At 42.7% G+C, this 18718-nt stretch carries 14 protein-coding genes, 1 pseudogene and 1 other annotated feature; of the genes and pseudogenes, 14 read left to right on the top strand and 1 reads right to left on the bottom strand.

The features are described 5' to 3' along the window. The 13 genes and pseudogenes from IEV18_RS17165 to IEV18_RS00955 all read left to right on the top strand — a co-directional run. Positions 1-353, top strand: a pseudogene (locus tag IEV18_RS17165) (IS4 family transposase); the annotation flags it as partial. 33 nt (positions 354-386) lie between these two features. Further along, positions 387-1361, top strand: coding sequence for a tetratricopeptide repeat protein (locus IEV18_RS01010; protein WP_188390500.1), 975 nt, complete (start codon positions 387-389; stop codon positions 1359-1361). Positions 1362-1541: 180 nt separating this feature from the next. Then, positions 1542-2840: a trigger factor gene (tig, locus tag IEV18_RS01005; protein WP_188390499.1), complete on the top strand. Its 1299-nt coding sequence runs from the start codon at positions 1542-1544 to the stop codon at positions 2838-2840. Positions 2841-3161: 321 nt separating this feature from the next. Beyond that, complete coding sequence (clpX, locus tag IEV18_RS01000) at positions 3162-4439, top strand: ATP-dependent protease ATP-binding subunit ClpX (protein WP_188390498.1); 1278 nt, start codon at positions 3162-3164, stop codon at positions 4437-4439. Positions 4440-4665: 226 nt separating this feature from the next. Continuing rightward, positions 4666-6984 carry an endopeptidase La gene (lon, locus tag IEV18_RS00995; RefSeq protein ID WP_188390497.1) on the top strand — a complete coding sequence of 773 codons (2319 nt, stop codon included), beginning with the start codon at positions 4666-4668 and terminating at the stop codon, positions 6982-6984. Next, entirely contained in the window at positions 6984-7568 is a 585-nt protein-coding gene (gene yihA, locus IEV18_RS00990) for a ribosome biogenesis GTP-binding protein YihA/YsxC (RefSeq protein WP_188390496.1), read from the top strand. The genes lon and yihA overlap by 1 nt, the downstream gene beginning before the upstream one ends. 261 nt (positions 7569-7829) lie before the next feature. After that, positions 7830-9200: a glutamyl-tRNA reductase gene (gene hemA / locus IEV18_RS00985; RefSeq protein ID WP_188390495.1), complete on the top strand. Its 1371-nt coding sequence runs from the start codon at positions 7830-7832 to the stop codon at positions 9198-9200. 131 nt (positions 9201-9331) lie between these two features. Then, the gene (gene hemC, locus IEV18_RS00980; RefSeq protein ID WP_188390494.1) at positions 9332-10261 is read left to right on the top strand and encodes a hydroxymethylbilane synthase; all 930 of its coding nucleotides are present in this window, start codon (positions 9332-9334) and stop codon (positions 10259-10261) included. Next, positions 10261-11016 carry a uroporphyrinogen-III synthase gene (locus IEV18_RS00975; protein ID WP_188390493.1) on the top strand — a complete coding sequence of 252 codons (756 nt, stop codon included), beginning with the start codon at positions 10261-10263 and terminating at the stop codon, positions 11014-11016. Before hemC ends, IEV18_RS00975 begins: the two co-directional genes overlap by 1 nt. 7 nt (positions 11017-11023) lie before the next feature. Next, on the top strand, positions 11024-12007 hold the full coding sequence (gene hemB / locus IEV18_RS00970; protein WP_188390492.1) for a porphobilinogen synthase: 984 nt from the start codon (positions 11024-11026) through the stop codon (positions 12005-12007). 16 nt (positions 12008-12023) lie between these two features. Next, positions 12024-13313 carry a glutamate-1-semialdehyde 2,1-aminomutase gene (hemL, locus tag IEV18_RS00965; RefSeq protein ID WP_188390491.1) on the top strand — a complete coding sequence of 430 codons (1290 nt, stop codon included), beginning with the start codon at positions 12024-12026 and terminating at the stop codon, positions 13311-13313. Between the two features lie 129 nt (positions 13314-13442). Beyond that, positions 13443-14423: a stage VI sporulation protein D gene (gene spoVID, locus IEV18_RS00960; RefSeq protein ID WP_188390490.1), complete on the top strand. Its 981-nt coding sequence runs from the start codon at positions 13443-13445 to the stop codon at positions 14421-14423. Between the two features lie 56 nt (positions 14424-14479). Beyond that, positions 14480-15481, top strand: a complete 1002-nt coding sequence (locus IEV18_RS00955) for a protein kinase family protein (protein WP_188390489.1) — start codon at positions 14480-14482, stop codon at positions 15479-15481. Here IEV18_RS00955 and IEV18_RS00950 read toward each other — a convergent pair. Continuing rightward, positions 15478-15666, bottom strand: coding sequence for a YszA family small membrane protein (locus tag IEV18_RS00950; RefSeq protein ID WP_188390505.1), 189 nt, complete (start codon positions 15664-15666; stop codon positions 15478-15480). The two genes, IEV18_RS00955 and IEV18_RS00950, sit on opposite strands and share 4 nt — an antisense overlap. Positions 15667-15797: 131 nt before the next feature. Then, positions 15798-16028: a binding site (T-box leader), on the top strand. Positions 16029-16075: 47 nt separating this feature from the next. Between IEV18_RS00950 and IEV18_RS00945 the strand changes: the two genes are divergently transcribed. Further along, positions 16076-18718, top strand: a complete 2643-nt coding sequence (locus IEV18_RS00945; protein WP_188390488.1) for a valine--tRNA ligase — start codon at positions 16076-16078, stop codon at positions 18716-18718.

Genomic DNA, 18718 nt, shown 5'->3' with positions numbered 1-18718 from the left:
AGTCTTTTTCAAAACAACGAAGTCCCTATTGAAACTGGAAAAAGAATTCCAGAGTCGTTCATATGATGCACTAATCAGCCATACAACCATTGTGTTTACAAGGTATATCGTGCTTTCCTGGCAAAATCGGTGCAGACCGTACATTAGGTGGCATGTTTTATGAATTATGTGATGAAATAAATGAACTTGATTGGTCTGTAGCGTTACAGCAATTAATCGAGCTTCTTGAAGATATCCTAAAACACACCAATAAAAGAATACAAAAGTTAATTAAAAGTCAACTACAACAATGGGTTGCGGGTCTGCCTAACTATATCAAGGTGTACCTGCCTATTTTAAACTGCGAAAGTTGAGTTAATAATATAAGGAAAGGGGGTGGGATGGGATTGACTCAGGATAACATCATTCTTTTTCCAAAATGGAGGGAAATGTTAGAGGAAGAAAGTTTGCAGGCGCTGAAGGAAAAGCGCTATGGAACAGCTTTGAAAAAATTGAACAAGCTGATCGAACATAAAGTGGAAGATGTAGAAATTTTTACCGGCAAATTAATCTGTTTAATGGAATTAGGACGTCTTCCGGAGGCCCAGTCCTTATGTGAAGAGCTGCTGGCGCTTAAAAACGAAAATTATTTGCATTACATCCATATCTACTTGACGATTTTGCTGCAAACGAATCAATATGAACTGTTAATGGAAGAAGTTCAGTCTTTATTAGAAATGGAACATTTGACACCTCCCGAAAGAGAACAGTTTCTCCAGCTGTTTTCGATGAGCAAAAAAATGAAAGAAGAATCAGAAGAGGAAGAGGTGAACGAGCTTCTCGCCAAATTTAATCGGGCAGTTGGAGAAGGCAATATTCCTTTACAGTGGCATTACATAGACAGATTGAATAAATTAGGGGCAGAACCGGAAAATGCCGTAATCGAACATTTAGCAGCCGAAACGATTCACCCGGTAATTAAAACGGCAATTTTCCAATGGCTGCAAGCGCAGCAGGTAACAGAACCCGTTCGGATACATAAATTTGACAAATGCAAAGATTTTATACCGATTAAAATAGAAAGACTGGATAATAACCAAGACTACAAGCTCATCGTCAAGCAATTCGCCCATGTTGAAGAAAACAATCCAACGCTGTTTCAAGTGATGAAGAAATTATTGTATCATTTTCTTTATGTTTTATACCCGTACAGTCCATCACGGGAACATTATTCCGACATTGCCCTTGCATTAACATCTTTAGGGAAAAAGTTATTGGGCATCGATACATACCATCATGGGGATCAAAGTGCGACCGTGTCCTATTATGAAGATTTGATACAGTATGCTGAAACGCTGTATTCCAGCGTAATTGAAGAGTGATTTGATGGAAATGCTTGAAAGCAGTATAAATTATGGTATAATGAAGTGGTTATTAAAGCAATATCCCTAAAAATACAATGTTTTTGGAAAACAGATGTCCATTTTCGACATGCTGCACTTACATAGAAATGATGAGGAACGAATTATTTTTTTGGGAAATTTTAAGTTGGAGGGAACAATATGTCAGCAAAATGGGAAAAACAAGAAGGAAACAAAGGGGTACTAACCTTTGAAGTTCCTGCAGAAGAATTTGATAAAGCGCTAGATCAGGCGTTTAAAAAAGTAGTAAAGGATGTTCAAATTCCTGGGTTCCGTAAAGGGAAAGTTCCGCGGAGCATTTTTGAAAAACGTTTTGGCGTGGAAGCATTGTATCAAGATGCCGTGGACATCGTTCTTCCAGAGGCATACCACAAAGCGGTAGATGAAACAGATATTTTCCCTATTGACTCACCGGAAGTGGATATTGAGCAGATTGAAAAAGGGAAGGATTTAATCTTTACTGCTGTCGTAGAAGTGAAGCCTGATGTCACTCTTGGCGAATACAAAGGGCTCGAAGTGGAAGAACTTCCTGTAGAAGTTACTGATGAAGACGTGGAAGAGGAAATTAAACGTATCCAAGAGCGTCATGCAGAACTCGTTGTAAAAGAAGAAGGGGAAATTGAAGAAGGCGATACCGCTGTCATCGATTTCGAAGGCTTTATGGATGGAGAAGCCTTTGAAGGCGGCAAGGGAGAAAACTATTCCTTAGAAATCGGCTCTGGCCAATTTATCCCTGGTTTTGAAGAGCAGCTAATTGGCAAAAAAGCTGGAGAAGAAGTGGAAGTAGAAGTTACTTTCCCTGAAGAATACCATGCGGAAGATTTAGCCGGCAAACCTGCGACGTTTAAAGTGAAAATCCACGAAGTGAAATACAAAGAACTGCCAGAATTAGACGATGAATTTGCAAAAGATGTGGACGATGAAGCAGAAACGCTCGAACAGCTAAAAGAAAAGAAAAAAGAAGAGCTGATCAAATCCAAACAGCAAGAAAGCGACAATGCGAAACGTCAGCAGCTCGTCGAAAAAGCAACAGAAAATGCATCGGTTGATATTCCAGAAGTAATGATTGACACGGAATTAGAACAAATGATGCGTGAATTTGAACAAAACTTGCAAATGCAAGGAATGACCATGGAAATGTATGAGCAATTCTCCGGTCAAGACGAAGATGCGTTAAAAGAACAAATGAAAGAAGACGCAGAAAAACGCGTGAAGACGAACTTGACGCTTGAAGCAATTGCGAAGGCAGAAAACCTGGAAGTGACAGAAGAAGAAGTAAATGAAGAATTAGAGAAAATGGCATCCATGTACGGCATGGAAGCAAAACAGCTTCTGCCATTGCTTGGCGGAAATACTTCCACCATCAAAGGGGATCTTCAGCTGCGGAAAGCTATTGACTTCTTAGTAGAACATTGCAAAGTCGTTTCTGAAGCAAAATAAAAAAATGCAACAAGGTGCGAATAACTTCGCACCTTGTTTTATGTTCCTGCAGCCAATGATACTTAATCTTCAAATTAATCATATAATAGAAGTAAAATAATTTGACTTTTATTCAAAATGGCTGATAATAAAAATCATAAGAAAAGGAATCATTTTTTGGAAAAAGCAAGTTCGCATAAAAGCCTTTCATTTGACCATGCTACCAAAAAGGCTTTCAATTATTTATGAGGGAAAAGTGTTATCGTTTTGTTTTTTACTTTTGTTCTGATATGATTGCTATAAGTTGTAACCTGGATTTTAGGAAATGTAGGGGTGAATGGAATGTTTAAATTTAATGATGAAAAGGGTCAGCTGAAATGCTCTTTTTGCGGTAAGAGTCAAGACCAGGTACGGAAATTAGTTGCCGGTCCAGGTGTTTATATATGTGATGAATGTATTGAATTATGTACTGAAATTGTGGAAGAAGAACTTGGAACCGAAGAGGAAATCGAGTTTAAAGAAATTCCGAAACCGAAAGAAATATGCGAAATCCTGGATGATTACGTAATCGGGCAGGAGAAAGCAAAGAAAAGTCTTTCTGTTGCCGTTTACAACCATTATAAACGGATTAACTCTCCGAAGAGTTCCGATGATGTGGAGCTGGCGAAGAGCAATATTGCGATGATCGGTCCGACGGGAAGCGGGAAAACGTTATTGGCACAAACTCTTGCGCGAATTATTAACGTGCCGTTTGCCATGGCAGACGCTACGTCGCTGACAGAAGCAGGTTACGTCGGAGAAGACGTGGAAAACATTCTCCTGAAATTAATTCAAGCTGCAGACTACGACGTGGAAAAAGCGGAAAAAGGGATTATTTATATCGATGAAATTGATAAAGTAGCCCGTAAATCGGAAAATCCTTCGATTACGAGAGATGTTTCCGGAGAAGGCGTGCAGCAGGCATTGTTAAAGATTTTGGAAGGGACCGTTGCCAGCGTGCCGCCCCAAGGTGGAAGAAAACACCCGCACCAGGAGTTTATTCAAATCGATACGACGAATATTCTCTTTATCGTCGGCGGTGCCTTTGACGGGATTGATCAAGTAATTAAACGGAGACTTGGCAAGAAAGTAATCGGATTCGGCACAACAGATAAGCACGAAGATTTGTCCATGGGAGAACTTTTAGCTCAAGTGCAGCCGGAAGACTTGTTGCGCTACGGTTTGATTCCGGAATTCATCGGTCGGATTCCTGTTATTTCCAGTTTAGAGCCGCTGGATGAAAAAGCGCTGATTAGAATTTTGACTGAACCAAAGAATGCATTGGTAAAACAGTATCAAAAGCTGTTTGAAATGGATAATGTGGAATTGGAATTCGAAGAGGATGCCCTTGTGGAAATTGCCAAGAAAGCCATTGAGAGAAAGACCGGTGCCCGCGGATTGCGTTCCATTATTGAAGGAATTATGCTCGATGTCATGTTTGAACTTCCTTCCCGCGATGACATTGAGAAATGCATAATCACGAAGGAAACGGTAATTGAGGAAGACGGAAGTCCGACACTGATTTATCGGGATGGAACGGTGCAAGAAGGGATGAAAAAACATCCGAAGGAAAGTGCGTAACGGCAGCAATTGAACATAAACGAAAAGAGACTGACGAGACTAGTTCTTAGGACAAAGAGCTTTTGCTTTGTTAGTCTCTTTTTATGTTTAAAGAATAATATTGTATCACATACTAATTGCAATAAAGTTCGTTTACAATTTGCTTGATTTTCTATAAACTACTTGAAGGAATATTGTCGTACATCCACCGAGAAAATTGAAACATGATTTTGGAGGTTACATACATATGACGAATGATATCATACAAATTCCCCTCCTTCCCCTTCGTGGCATACTCGTCTTTCCGTCCATGGTCATCCATTTAGATGTCGGAAGAGATAAATCCGTTTCCGCGCTGGAAAAAGCGATGATGGAGGATCAGCGGATTTTTCTTGCTGCTCAAAAAAAGGTGAGAATCGATGATCCGGGTACGGAAGATATTTACCGCATCGGAACGGTAGCTACGGTAAAACAAATGATTAAACTGCCAAATGGAACTTTCCGGGTTTTAGTGGAAGGGAAAGAGCGGGGAGAAATTATCCGCTACGTTGAATCCGAGGACGAATTTATCGTTGAAATTGAGAAACTAGAAGATGTTCGCGGAGAAGAGCATGAAGAAGAAGCGTTAGCCCGCACCGTTCTATCCCAATTTGAACAGTACATTAAAATTTCGAAAAAGATTAAACAAGAGACATTGGCAACGGTCGCTGATATCGAGGATCCCGGCAGAATGGCAGACATTATCGCCAGTCATCTCGCCTTAAAAGTGAGAGAAAAACAGGAAATTTTAGAAACGATTGACGTAACAGATCGTTTACATAAGCTGCTCAGCATTATTTCCAACGAGAAAAAAGTATTGGATTTAGAAAAGAAAATCGGGCAGCGGGTCCGCTCTTCCATGGAAAAAACCCAAAAAGAATACTATTTGCGGGAACAATTAAAAGCGATTCAAAAAGAATTGGGTGAAAAAGACGGAAAAAGCGGCGAAATCAGTCAGCTGAAGGAAGAAATCGAACAATCACAAATGCCGGAACATGTCCGGGAAGCCGCGTTGAAGGAATTAAGCAGATATGAGAAAGTACCGCAAAGCTCTGCAGAAAGTGCGGTCATCCGAAATTATCTTGACTGGCTAATCAGCCTTCCGTGGACGCAGAAAACGAAGGATAATATCGAAATTAGCCAGGCTGAAAAAATATTAAATAAAGATCACTATGGCTTGGAGAAAGTAAAGGAACGGATTTTAGAATATTTGGCTGTGAAAAAACTGACCAACTCACTCCGAGGCCCGATTCTTTGTCTAGTTGGCCCGCCTGGGGTTGGGAAAACATCATTGGCTAAATCGATCGCTTCGGCAGTCAACCGGAAATTTGTCCGCATCTCTTTAGGCGGAGTCCGGGATGAGGCTGAGATTCGGGGGCATCGTAGAACATATATCGGTGCCATGCCCGGAAGAATTATCCAAGGGATGAAAAAGGCAGGAACGATAAACCCGGTATTTCTGCTCGACGAAATTGATAAAATGTCCAACGATTTCCGCGGTGATCCGTCCGCAGCCCTGTTGGAAGTGCTGGATCCGGAACAGAACAAAAATTTTAGCGACCATTTTATCGAGGAAACCTATGATTTGTCCCATGTAATGTTTATTGCAACAGCAAACAATATTGCCGGCATTCCCGGACCGCTCAGAGACCGGATGGAAGTCATCTCTATAGCCGGCTATACCGAAGTGGAAAAACAGCATATTGCGAAACAATATTTGCTCCCGAAACAAATTAAAGAAAATGGCTTAAAGCGAAGCGATCTGCAAATACGGGATGAAGCATTGCTAAAGCTTATTCGCAATTATACGAAAGAAGCAGGAGTCCGCGGCTTGGAACGGCAAATTGCAAAATTATGCCGAAAAACGGCCAAAATTATCGCAGCCAAAGAGAAAAAGCGGGTTATTATTACTGAAAACAATATCGAAGAATTTTTAGGCAAACCTATATTTCGCTACGGGCTGATGGAACAGGAAGATCAGATCGGTGCTGCGACCGGCCTTGCCTATACGACGGTAGGCGGAGATATTTTAACGATTGAAGTAAGCCATTATCCAGGCAAGGGGAAATTGACGCTAACCGGCAAATTAGGGGAAGTGATGCGGGAGTCGGCCCAGGCTGCCTTCAGTTATATCCGTTCCCGTGCGAAAGAGCTGAATATTGATCCAGATTTCCATGAAAAATATGATATCCACATTCACGTCCCGGAAGGAGCCATTCCGAAAGACGGGCCGTCTGCCGGAATTACGATGGCAACCGCCCTCGTTTCCGCATTGTCCAACCGAAAAGTGAAAAAAGAAGTGGGCATGACAGGAGAAATTACTTTAAGAGGAAGGGTATTGCCAATCGGCGGACTGAAAGAAAAAGCCCTTGGCGCCCATCGCGCCGGACTGACGACGATTATCCTGCCAAAGGATAATGAAAAGGACATTGAGCAAATTCCAGAAAGTGTACGGGAAGGGCTGACCTTTATACCTGTCAAACATTTAGATGAAGTGTTGCAGCATGCTCTAGTGGAGGAACAGTAATGAAAGTAACGAAAGCAGAAATTGTCATTAGTGCGGTAAGCAAAAAGCAATACCCGGAGGACGGGCTTCCGGAAATTGCCTTAGCCGGCAGGTCCAATGTGGGAAAATCATCGTTTATCAATAAATTAATCCAACGGAAAAACTTAGCGAGAACGTCGTCAAAACCGGGCAAAACCCAGACGTTAAATTTTTATAGAATCAATGATGCCTTTTATTTTGTCGATGTACCCGGTTACGGATATGCGAAAGTATCCAAAAAGGAGCGGGAAAAATGGGGTCAGATGATGGAAGAATATTTCCGCTTCCGGGAAACATTGCGGGCTGTATTATTAATCACGGATATTCGCCATGAACCGACAAAAGATGACGTGCAAATGTACGATTACTTAAAATACTACGAAATTCCTGTCGTCATCATTGCCACCAAGCTGGATAAAATTCCGAAAAATAAACGTGACAGCTTTGTAAAACGGACGAGAACGGTTTTACAGGCCGATCCGCAAGACGTACTAATCCCCTTTTCCGCGGAAACCGGGGAAGGAAAAGAAGCAGCTTGGAGCGCCATCGAGAAATATTTGGCATAAATGAATCGCGAATTCTATCGAGGGATGATCTTTATGAAGGTCATCCTTTTCCTCTATTTGCACCTCAACAATCCAATTCCTTGCTTGTCCTCATGAACTATGGTACATTACATTCGTACTAATACGGTTTATCGATTATTGTCATTGAGAGTTCACATATTTGCAAAATATTTCGGGCTGTAACGTGATATACTAATATATAGTATGTTTTAATAATGATTTTAAAATAAGAACGTTTAAGGAATTTGGGGGTAAGGTACATTGCATATATTAAAAGTTGGAATAAATTACAGAACTGCCCCAGTAGAAATTAGGGAGAAACTCACTTTTTCTGAAAATACACTGGCTGAAGCGGTTGTTGAACTGAAAAACCAGAAAAGTATTTTGGAAAATGTGATCATTTCTACCTGTAACCGTACCGAAATATATGCTGTCGTCGATCAGTTGCATACTGGCCGTTATTATATTAAAAGATTTCTTTCCGATTGGTTCCAAATTCCGATGGAAGAGTTCAGCAAATATTTAATCATCACCGAAGATGATGGCGCAGTAGAGCATTTATTCCGTTTGTCTACTGGACTCGATTCGATGGTGTTGGGAGAAACGCAAATTTTAGGTCAAGTGAGAGATGCCTTCCTGACATCCCAAAACGTAAAAACTACAGGAACGATATTTAACGAGCTGTTTAAACAGGCAATCACTTTTGCCAAGAAAGCTCACCATCATACTGGAATCGGCGAACATGCAGTATCCATCAGCTATGCAGCGGTGGAATTGGCGAAAGAAATTTTCGGCAATTTACAAAATAAACATGTAGCGATTCTCGGTGCAGGGAAAATGGGGGAGCTGGCGGCGAAAAATTTGCAAGGCTCCGGAGCATCGTACATTACGGTTATTAACCGGACAAAGGAAAAGGCAGTGGAATTGGCAAAGCAATTTCATGCTACTGCGAGATCGTTAGACGAACTGGAGGAAGTTTTGCTTGATGCCGACATTTTAATCAGTTCCACCGGTTCCGATACGTTTGTCGTCACGAAAGAAATGCTTCAATCGGTTCAAGAGCGCCGCAATGGCAGTCCGCTATTTTTAGTAGATATTGCTGTGCCGCGGGATATTGACCCGGAAGTGCGGGAAATAGAAAAAGTGTTTTTATACGATATTGATGATTTGCAAAATATTGTTGACAGCAATTTGGAAGAACGAAAACGAGCGGCGGAAAAAATAGAGTTTATGCTGGAAGAGGAAATTATTACGTTTAAAGAATGGCTAAAAATGTTAGGCGTTGTACCGGTCATTTCTGCTCTCCGGAAAAAGGCATTGGCAATTCAGGAAGAAACGATGAAAAGCATTGAACGAAAAATGCCTGATTTAACTGCCAGAGAAAAGAAAGTTCTAAGCAAACATACGAAAAGCATTATCAACCAATTGCTGAAAGAACCGATTACCCAGGCGAAGGAATTGGCAGGCAACGGAAATAGCGAAGCGCTGCAGCTGTTTGTTGATATATTTGGGATTGAGGAAGAAGTAAGAGACGAATTTGCCAAACAGGCAAAAAAAGACGAAACATTAATGGTAATGCTTAAAAAAGAACAATCACCATTTAAAAACACGGAGGAAATGACAACAGTCTAATTGTAAATAACCAGAGGGAAATTTCCTCTGGTTATTTTTATAAATACGGCCTGCTCTGCCTTTTTCATTTCTTCTTGCTGAAAAAAGCGTTACAATAAGGTGGAGTAAAGGAATATAGTAGGAGGATTTCTGTGCGAAAAATTATCGTTGGTTCAAGGAAAAGCAATTTAGCATTAACACAAACGAACTGGGTTATAGACCAATTAAAAAAAGCAGGCGTGGAACACGAGTTTGCAGTTGAAAAAATCGTTACAAAAGGGGACAAAATTTTAGACGTCACCTTATCGAAAGTCGGCGGAAAAGGGCTGTTTGTGAAAGAAATTGAACAAGCCATGTATGATAAGAAAATTGACTTTGCCGTACATAGCATGAAGGATATGCCGGCGGAACTGCCGGAAGGGCTTATCATTGCTGCCATTCCAAAAAGAGAAGACCCCCGGGATGTGCTCATTTCCAAGGATGGGACAACCTTCGACGAATTGCCGGAAGGGGCTGTTATCGGTACGAGCAGTTTGAGAAGATCAGCCCAGCTGCTGGCGAAAAGACCAGATTTGCAAATGAAATGGATCCGGGGAAATATTGAAACAAGGATACGCAAATTGCATGAAGAGGACTATGATGCCATTATTCTGGCTGCTGCCGGCTTAAAGCGAGCAGGATTAAGCGAGAAATATGTTACCGAATACTTGGAACCGGAGCTCGTTGTTCCAGCCGTCGGCCAAGGCGCGTTAGCCATTGAATGCCGAGAAGATGATGAAGAAATACGGGCGGTACTGGAGAAAATCCATGATCATTTAACTGCGAAAGTCGTCACCGCGGAACGAACATTTTTAAATCTGTTAAACGGCGGATGCCAAATTCCGATTGGCGGTTACGCCTATTTGGAAAATGAAGAGATTATCCTTACCGCGCTTGTCGGTTCCACCGACGGAAAAACCATTTTGAAGGAAGTAATCCGCGGTACAGACCCGGTTCAAGTCGGTAAGGAAGCAGCAGAGAAATTGCTTCGTCAAGGGGCGAAGGAAATTATCGAAGCGGCCAAAGAGGAGCTGGACAACTGATGTCCCTTCCCCTCCAAGGAAAAAAGATTATTATTACGAGGGAGCAAAATAAAGCTTCCGTGTTTGCCGAGAAAATTAGAGCTAACGGAGGCATCCCAATCATCATACCGCTTTTGAAGATCAGCTGCAAAGATGAAGCTAGAAATAGAAACATCCTTTCTCAGCTGGATCGGTTTCGGTGGGTTTTCTTTACGAGTGCAAACGGGGCACATTGTTTTTTTCAAATGCTGCACCGGTATCAGGTGCCGATGGAAATCATGCAGGAGAAAAAAATTGCTGCCGTTGGAGTGAAAACAGGGGAAAGCCTGGAATCATATGGTATTACTGCTGACTTTATTCCGACCATATACAATGCGGAAACGATGGCGGAAGAATTTTTAGAAAACGACGTTTCAGGACCGATACTGCTCGTCCGGGGAAATTTATCGCGGGATGTGCTTCCTCGGGTATTTTCCCAGCAAGGAATGGACTTTGACTGGGTGGAAGTGTACGAAACGATCCCGATGGTCGAAAACGAAGAAAAATTACGGAACATATTGCAGGAGCCTTACGATTTTATCACCTTTACCAGTCCTTCGGCAGCAGATGCCTTCTATCAGTTTGCCGGTATTGCTGTCGAAAAACCATGTGTCAGCATTGGAACGACGACGGAGAAGCGACTCGCTCAGTTAGGGTTTCCGAATATCATCACTGCAAAGGAATTTACCATTGATGGCATGATTGAATGCATGAAACAATTTTTGGAAAAGGAGTAAAGAAAAAATGAACGATATTGCCTTTAAGAGACATAGAAGGTTGCGCTCTTCGGCTTCGATGCGCGCGTTAGTGAGGGAAAATTATCTGCGGGCAGACGATTTCATCTACCCGATGTTTGTCATTGAAGGGGAAGGAATTAAAAATGAAGTACCGTCCATGCCTGGAGTATACCAAGTTTCCCTCGATTTGCTGCTCGATGAAGTGAAAGAAGTATATGATCTGGGAATTAAAGCGATAATGTTTTTCGGTGTTATTACCGCGAAAGATGAAATCGGAACCGGCGCATATATTGACGATGGCATCGTGCAAAAGGCAACCCGCCTCGTGAAAAAAGAATTTCCGGATTTGCTTATCGTTGCAGACACCTGCCTTTGCGAATATACGTCCCACGGCCATTGCGGCGTGATACACGAAAATGATGTGGATAACGACGAATCGCTGAAATTATTGGCAAAAACTGCCGTTTCCCAAGCGAAAGCAGGAGCGGACATTATCGCCCCATCCAATATGATGGACGGCTTTGTCGCGGTCATTCGCCATGCTTTGGACGAAGCAGGGTTTACACATATTCCAATTATGTCGTATGCGGTGAAATATGCCTCCGCCTTTTACGGACCTTTCCGGGATGCGGCCGATAGTGCCCCTCAATTTGGCGACCGGAAAACGTATCAGATGGACCCGAGCAACCGGCTGGAAGCGCTGCGGGAAGCCCAGTCCGATATCGAAGAAGGCGCAGACTTTATTATGGTGAAACCGGCGCTGTCATTTTTAGATATTATTCGGGACGTGAGAAATCATGTTCAAACGCCTGTCGTCGCTTATAATGTCAGCGGCGAATATGCGATGGTGAAAGCGGCGGCCCAGAACGGCTGGATTGATGAGAAGAGTGTCGTGCTGGAAATGCTTACGTCCATGAAACGGGCCGGGGCGGATATTATTCTTACGTATTTTGCCAAAGATGTTGCAAAATGGCTTAAAGAAGAAAATTAATGGATGAGGTGATCCTATGATTCAGCAGCAGAACTCGAAAAGAATTTATGAAGAGGCAGTACACTTAATGCCGGGAGGGGTAAACTCTCCAGTTCGTGCCTTTAAATCGGTCGGCATGTCACCCCTTGTGATGGAGTCCGGGAAAGGATCGAAAATTTACGATGCGGACGGCAATGAATATATCGATTATGTATTGAGCTGGGGTCCGCTAATTTTAGGACATGCCGATGAACGGGTTGTAGCCAAACTGAAAGAGGCTGTGGAAAAAGGAACAAGTTTTGGCGCGTTGACAGAAATGGAAAATAAATTGGCAAAATTAGTGATGGAGCGCATTCCGTCCATTGAGATGATTCGCATGGTGAATTCCGGAACGGAAGCAACGATGAGCGCAATTCGCCTTGCCCGGGGATATACGGGAAGAGAGATTATTTTAAAATTTGAAGGAAGCTACCACGGTCACGGGGATTCCTTGCTTATTAAAGCCGGGTCTGGCGTCGCGACGCTGGGACTGCCGGATAGCCCGGGGGTACCGCAGTCTGTTGCCAAAAATACAATTACCGTACCGTACAATGATTTGGAAAGTGTTGAACTCGCCTTTGAAAAATACGGCGATAATATTGCAGGAGTAATTGTCGAACCTGTTTGCGGCAACATGGGAGTCGTTCCTCCGGTCAATAACTTCTTGCACTCTTTGCGAAACATAACGGAACAACATGGCGCATTATTAATTTTTGATGAAGTAATGACCGGGTTCCGCGTTGGCTATCATTCCGCCCAAGGATTTTATGATGTTACACCGGACTTAACTTGTCTAGGAAAAGTCATCGGCGGCGGCCTGCCGGTAGGAGCCTTTGGCGGAAAACGGGAAATTATGGAGCAAATTGCCCCTGCCGGTCCGATATATCAGGCAGGCACCTTATCCGGCAACCCGCTGGCAATGACAGCTGGCTACGAGACGATTTCTGCCTTGGATCATGCTGCCTATGAAGAGATGAATAAAAAAATTGACCGGTTAATTGAAGGCTACAAACAGGCGGCCGAAGAATATGGTGTTCCTCTCGCTGTCAATCGGGCCGGATCCATGTTCGGCGTGTTCTTTACGAATCAGGAAGTTACTGATTTTGCTTCTGCCCAAAGTTCGGATTTGGACTATTTTGCCGAATATTACCGGAGTATGGCGGAAGAGGGAATCTTTTTGCCGCCATCCCAATTTGAAGGATTGTTCTTATCGACAGCCCATACCGATGAAGATATCGAAAAGACGATTGCGGCAGTCCGTAAAACATTTGCTAAACTTCAAAAATAATACCCTAGTACTTTCCGAAAGCTATTCCGATATAGGAATAGCTTTTTTCATGCATATCCAATTAGCCCAGTTCATATAGTTAACTTAGAAAGCATATATATCTTGCTTTATAGGAGGGGAGGAGAAACGTTGTCAAGGGAAGAACCTGCCGTATTTAGTTTTGAATTAAATGAATCTCTTTATTTTGATAAAGGACAGGAAGTAGCTGAATTGCGAACCATTTCTTTAGATCCGGAAATATCGATACAATCCTTTCATGAATATATTTCGATTCGCGGCGTCATAGAATTATCTGGTGAATATGTGAAGGTATCCTCTGACGAAAATGAAGAAGAGCCGCTTTCCAGGTTGGAAGAGATGGACGCGAAAAGATATGTAGAAAACGTAACAGAGACAGAAGATGGCTTTGCGGAATTTTCCCATCGGTTCCCAGTGGAAATATCGGTCCCGGCGTATCGGGTGCGCAGCTTGGACGATGTGAGTGTCAGTATCGATTCCTTTGACTATGAATTGCCAGAGGAAAGTAAAATAAATTTGTATGCCACGATTTCTATTCACGGATTACAGGAAGATGTGACCTTTCCTCAAGAGGACCGGGAAAAGGAAGCAATAGCAGAAGTCGATGATGTATTTGAGTTCGAACAGAGACAGCCGGAGGAGGAACCGGATAGTACCGAGGAGATTTCCTTGCCATCTGAAGGGACAAATAAAGAAACGGAAGAAGCAGGAGAGCCGGAACAGGATGGCGGACGATTCCTTTTTAAAACGAAAACCCAATCCTTTGCCGAATTTTTTGGTACAACGGTAAATGAAGAAGCAGAGGAACATGAGCAGACAGACTTAGAGGCTTCGTCTGAAGAAACCGTTGCGGAACAGGCGAATGATGAGTTCGATTATTTGTCTGATTTATTTGAAGACCGGACGGAAACCGGGTATACGAAAATGCGCCTTTGCATCGTTCAAAAAAACGATACGATTGATACGATTGCAGAGCGCTTTAATATCAGTCCGTTACAATTGATCAAACAAAACAAGCTCGAAGATGATTTCGAAGTGACAGAAGGACAATTGTTATACATTCCAATGAAAACGAGGCAGAAAGAAAAGTAACGCTTTACCCCTTGAATGGACATCTTCAAGGGGTACTTTATATGGGGGGGAATAATGTGGAAGAGTGGTTGACCGCTGTTCTCAGCGCCTACGGATTACATCAAGTTTCGGCAACGAAAATATCCGGCAACTTGTATAAAATAGAAGATGGTTTTCAAGCCTACGCTTTGAAGAAAAGCCGGCTTTCGGACAAAGAATTAGACTTCTTTTCCCATGTTTACTGGCTGGCAAACAGCCTGCAATTGCGATCTATTTTGCCAGTTTATTTGACGACCGACGGGCAAATTGTTTACAAATGGCAAAAGCATTATTTCTATTTAACCCCCTGGCTGGAGAGCACTCGTCCTTTCCGGGACAAGGAAATACAAGATTTTTACAAAAATATTGCAACGATTCATTCCAAGACGAAACGTCCGCGAAAAATAGAACTTCAATCGTTCAAAGATAGCTTTTTATCCTATCAGACGTACTGTAAAGATTGCCAAATCCATTTAGAACGTTACGTTCAATTATTTGAACAGAAGGAGTATATGTCCCCCTTTGAATTGCTCGTCTGTACCCAATATCGGGATGTTGCTTATGCATTTTTCGAATTGAACAAGCGGTTAAAACAGTTTCTTCATGAAGACACAGCGTTTACATGGAGCAGCTCCCTCTGTCATATGAACTTAAAAATTTCCCATTTGTTTGACAGCTACATTATTAATTGGGAAAGTGCCCGTTTGGAAAATGCAGCTGCTGATTTAGCCGTCTTTTTCCGCAATGAAACGAAAAAACACGGCCGTTTCGGGGAACTGCTGCAGCAAAATTTTCATGCCTATATGAATGTAAACAAATTGACTGAAAAAGAATTGCAGTTATTATTGATCTACTTATTATCCATCAGCAATTATTTATCCGTTATTCAACAGTATGTGAGCAAAACATCGCAGGAAACGATGGTCGAGCAAATCATCCGTCTGCAGCATGAGTACCGAAATATTTTGTTTGGGATACAATTCTCCCAATATGTGGAAAAAGAATTTGAAACGGTGTCAGCCGAGGACATTAACCTTTAAATCCATTCCAAATAGAAGGCGATTAAAAGTCCCGTCAGTATACCTAATAGAATTAAATCAAATGTAGTCGGGAACAAAATCGTTCGGATTAATTGAAATATTAAGATGGGCAGCGTTACTTTTTCCGCAATGAAAATACATTTCCTTAACCATGGAGGCAGCCGGTACCGGTAATATCTAGGAATATTCATCACCTCCAGCCAAAATCACAAAGATTTTGTTATTATCATATGTATAAACAAGTACAATTGGTGCAAAGATGGTATAGTAGTTGACGTTTTTCCAAAGACGCTATAAAATAAAGGAAAATCAAAGGAAAAATGCGAGGATAGGGAAGAGTACAAAATAAAAGCCTGAAAGAGAGGGAAATCAGCGGCTGAAAGTTTCCCAGGTACTTTTATTTTGGAAGGTCGCCCTTGATGCAGCTTCTTTGAAACGGAAGTAGAAGAAGCCGGTGTGAACCGTTATCCGTATGGAGAGTACAAATGATTTTGTCATTTGTAAACAAAGGTGGTACCGCGGAAAGCAAGCCCTTTTCGTCCTTTTATGAGGATGAAAAGGGCTTTTATATTGTTAAAGGAGGAATAAGGAGTAATGGAAAAAGGAACTTCAGCCCTTCCAACAAAGTACAATCCGAAGGAAGTGGAAAAAGGAAGATATCAATGGTGGCTGGACGGAAAATTTTTCGAAGCGACAATGGATCCGGAGAAAGAGCCATATTCCATCGTCATTCCGCCGCCGAACGTAACAGGAAAGCTTCATCTTGGCCATGCCTGGGATACGACAATGCAGGATACGATTTCCCGCATGAAGCGGATGCAAGGATATGATGTATTATGGCTTCCGGGAATGGACCATGCCGGTATTGCTACCCAAGCAAAAGTAGAAGCAAAATTAAAAGAGCAAGGAACGAACCGTTATGAGCTTGGCAGGGAGAAATTCCTGGAAAAAGCCTGGGAATGGAAGGAAGAATATGCAGACTTTATTCGTTCCCAATGGGAAAAACTCGGCTTAGGTCTCGATTATTCCCGGGAGCGGTTTACCCTTGATGAAGGGTTGTCTGATGCGGTAAAAGAAGTGTTTGTAAGGCTTTACGAGAAAGGCTTAATTTACCGGGGCGAATATATTATTAACTGGGACCCGGAAACGAGAACCGCCCTTTCGGATATTGAAGTAATTTACAAAGAAGTTCAAGGCAAGTTTTATCATATGAAATACCCGATTAAAGACAGCGATGAAACGATTGAAATCGCAACGACCCGTCCGGAGACGATGTTAGGGGATACCGCAGTAGCAGTACATCCTGATGATGAACGTTACCAGCATCTGATCGGAAAAACCGTTGTACTGCCAATCGTCGGACGGGAAATCCCAATCATTGCCGATGAATATGTCGATATGGAGTTTGGTTCTGGCGCAGTAAAAATTACGCCTGCCCATGATCCAAACGACTTTGAAATCGGCAACCGTCATGACTTGCCGCGGGTGCTCGTCATGAATGAAGACGGGACAATGAACGAAAATGCCGGAAAATACGAAGGAATGGACCGGTTTGAATGCCGAAACCAAATAGTAAAAGATTTGCAAGAAGCAGGGGTGCTGTTCAAAATCGAAGACCATACCCACCAAGTTGGACACTCGGAGCGAAGCGGCGCCGTCGTTGAACCGTACTTATCTACCCAATGGTTCGTAAAAATGAAGCCGTTGGCAGAGGCTGTTATTGAAATGCAAAATACTGAAGAGAAGGTTAATTTTGTTCCTGCCCGCTTCGAACGCACCTATTTAAACTGGATGGAAAATATCCGCGACTGGTGTATTTCCCGGCAGCTCTGGTGGGGCCACCGCATACCTGCCTGGTACCATAAAGAAACGGGAGAAGTTTACGTCGGCAAGGAAGCGCCAGCGGATATTGAAAATTGGGAGCAGGATGAAGATGTTTTAGATACGTGGTTCTCCTCTGCCTTATGGCCGTTTTCTACGATGGGCTGGCCGAATACGGAGGCAGAAGATTATAAGCGGTATTTTCCGACGAACGTGCTCGTTACCGGTTACGATATCATCTTCTTCTGGGTAGCGCGCATGATTTTCCAGTCGAAGGAATTTACCGGAAAGAGGCCGTTTAAAGATGTGCTGATTCACGGTTTAATCCGGGATGCGGAAGGCCGGAAAATGAGCAAATCCCTCGGAAACGGCGTAGACCCGATGGATGTTATCGAGAAATACGGTGCCGACTCATTAAGATATTTTCTCTTAACCGGCTCTACCCCTGGGCAAGATTTGCGTTTCCATTGGGAAAAAGTAGAGTCTACATGGAACTTTGCCAATAAAATTTGGAACGCTTCCCGTTTCTCGCTAATGAACATGGAAGGCTTTACTTACGACGATATCGATTTGACGGGAGAAAAATCCCTTGCGGATAAATGGATTCTTACCCGCTTGAATGAAACGATCGAACATGTAACAAGAAATAATGAAAAATACGAATTTGGGGAAGCCGGACGCCATCTGTATAACTTTATTTGGGATGACCTATGCGACTGGTATATCGAAATGGCTAAACTGCCGTTGTACGGGGACGATGAAGAAAAGAAAAAGACTACCCGCTCCGTACTTGCCTATGTGCTTGACCAGACGATGCGCTTGTTACATCCGTTTATGCCGTTTATCACGGAAGAAATATGGCAAAAGCTTCCGCATCAGGGTGAATCGATTACCGTTGCCAGCTGGCCAAAAGCGAACGATTCCTTCCACGATGAAGAGGCAGTGAAGGAGATGAACCGCTTAGTTGCGATCATTAAAGCGGTGCGGAATATTCGGAGCGAAGTAGATACACCGATGTCAAAACCGATTAAGATGCTTGTGCTGGCAGAGGATGACAATGTCAAAGCAGAATTAGAGCGAAATCGGGAATATTTGGAACGATTCTGTAATCCAAGCGAATTAACGATTGAGACGACGTTGGAAGTACCGGAGAAAGCAATGACAGCAGTTGTAACCGGTGCGGAAATCTTCCTTCCGCTGGAAGGGCTCATCGATTTGGACAAAGAAATCGAGCGGCTCGAACAGGAACTGGAAAAATGGACGAAGGAAGTAGAACGGGTGCAAAAGAAACTTTCCAATAAGAACTTTGTCGAAAAAGCACCGGAAGCTATTGTAGAAGAAGAACGGCGAAAAGAGAAGGATTACTTGGAAAAACAAGCAAAAGTGAAAGCAAGAATTCAAGAATTGCAAGGATAA

This window comes from Compostibacillus humi (genome assembly GCF_014637175.1).
In the GTDB taxonomy this organism is placed as follows: Bacteria; Bacillota; Bacilli; order Bacillales; family Amphibacillaceae; genus Oceanobacillus; species Oceanobacillus humi.
This window is presented reverse-complemented; position numbering and strand designations above follow the sequence as displayed.

What these genes read in the sequence shown, in the direction of transcription:
- IEV18_RS00945 (WP_188390488.1), top strand. Translation starts at nt 16,076, where the DNA reads ATGGAAAAAGGAACTTCAGCCCTTCCAACAAAGTACAATCCGAAGGAA.
- tig (WP_188390499.1), top strand. Translation starts at nt 1,542, where the DNA reads ATGTCAGCAAAATGGGAAAAACAAGAAGGAAACAAAGGGGTACTAACC.
- hemL (WP_188390491.1), top strand. Translation starts at nt 12,024, where the DNA reads ATGATTCAGCAGCAGAACTCGAAAAGAATTTATGAAGAGGCAGTACAC.
- yihA (WP_188390496.1), top strand. Translation starts at nt 6,984, where the DNA reads ATGAAAGTAACGAAAGCAGAAATTGTCATTAGTGCGGTAAGCAAAAAG.
- hemB (WP_188390492.1), top strand. Translation starts at nt 11,024, where the DNA reads ATGAACGATATTGCCTTTAAGAGACATAGAAGGTTGCGCTCTTCGGCT.
- IEV18_RS00975 (WP_188390493.1), top strand. Translation starts at nt 10,261, where the DNA reads ATGTCCCTTCCCCTCCAAGGAAAAAAGATTATTATTACGAGGGAGCAA.
- lon (WP_188390497.1), top strand. Translation starts at nt 4,666, where the DNA reads ATGACGAATGATATCATACAAATTCCCCTCCTTCCCCTTCGTGGCATA.
- clpX (WP_188390498.1), top strand. Translation starts at nt 3,162, where the DNA reads ATGTTTAAATTTAATGATGAAAAGGGTCAGCTGAAATGCTCTTTTTGC.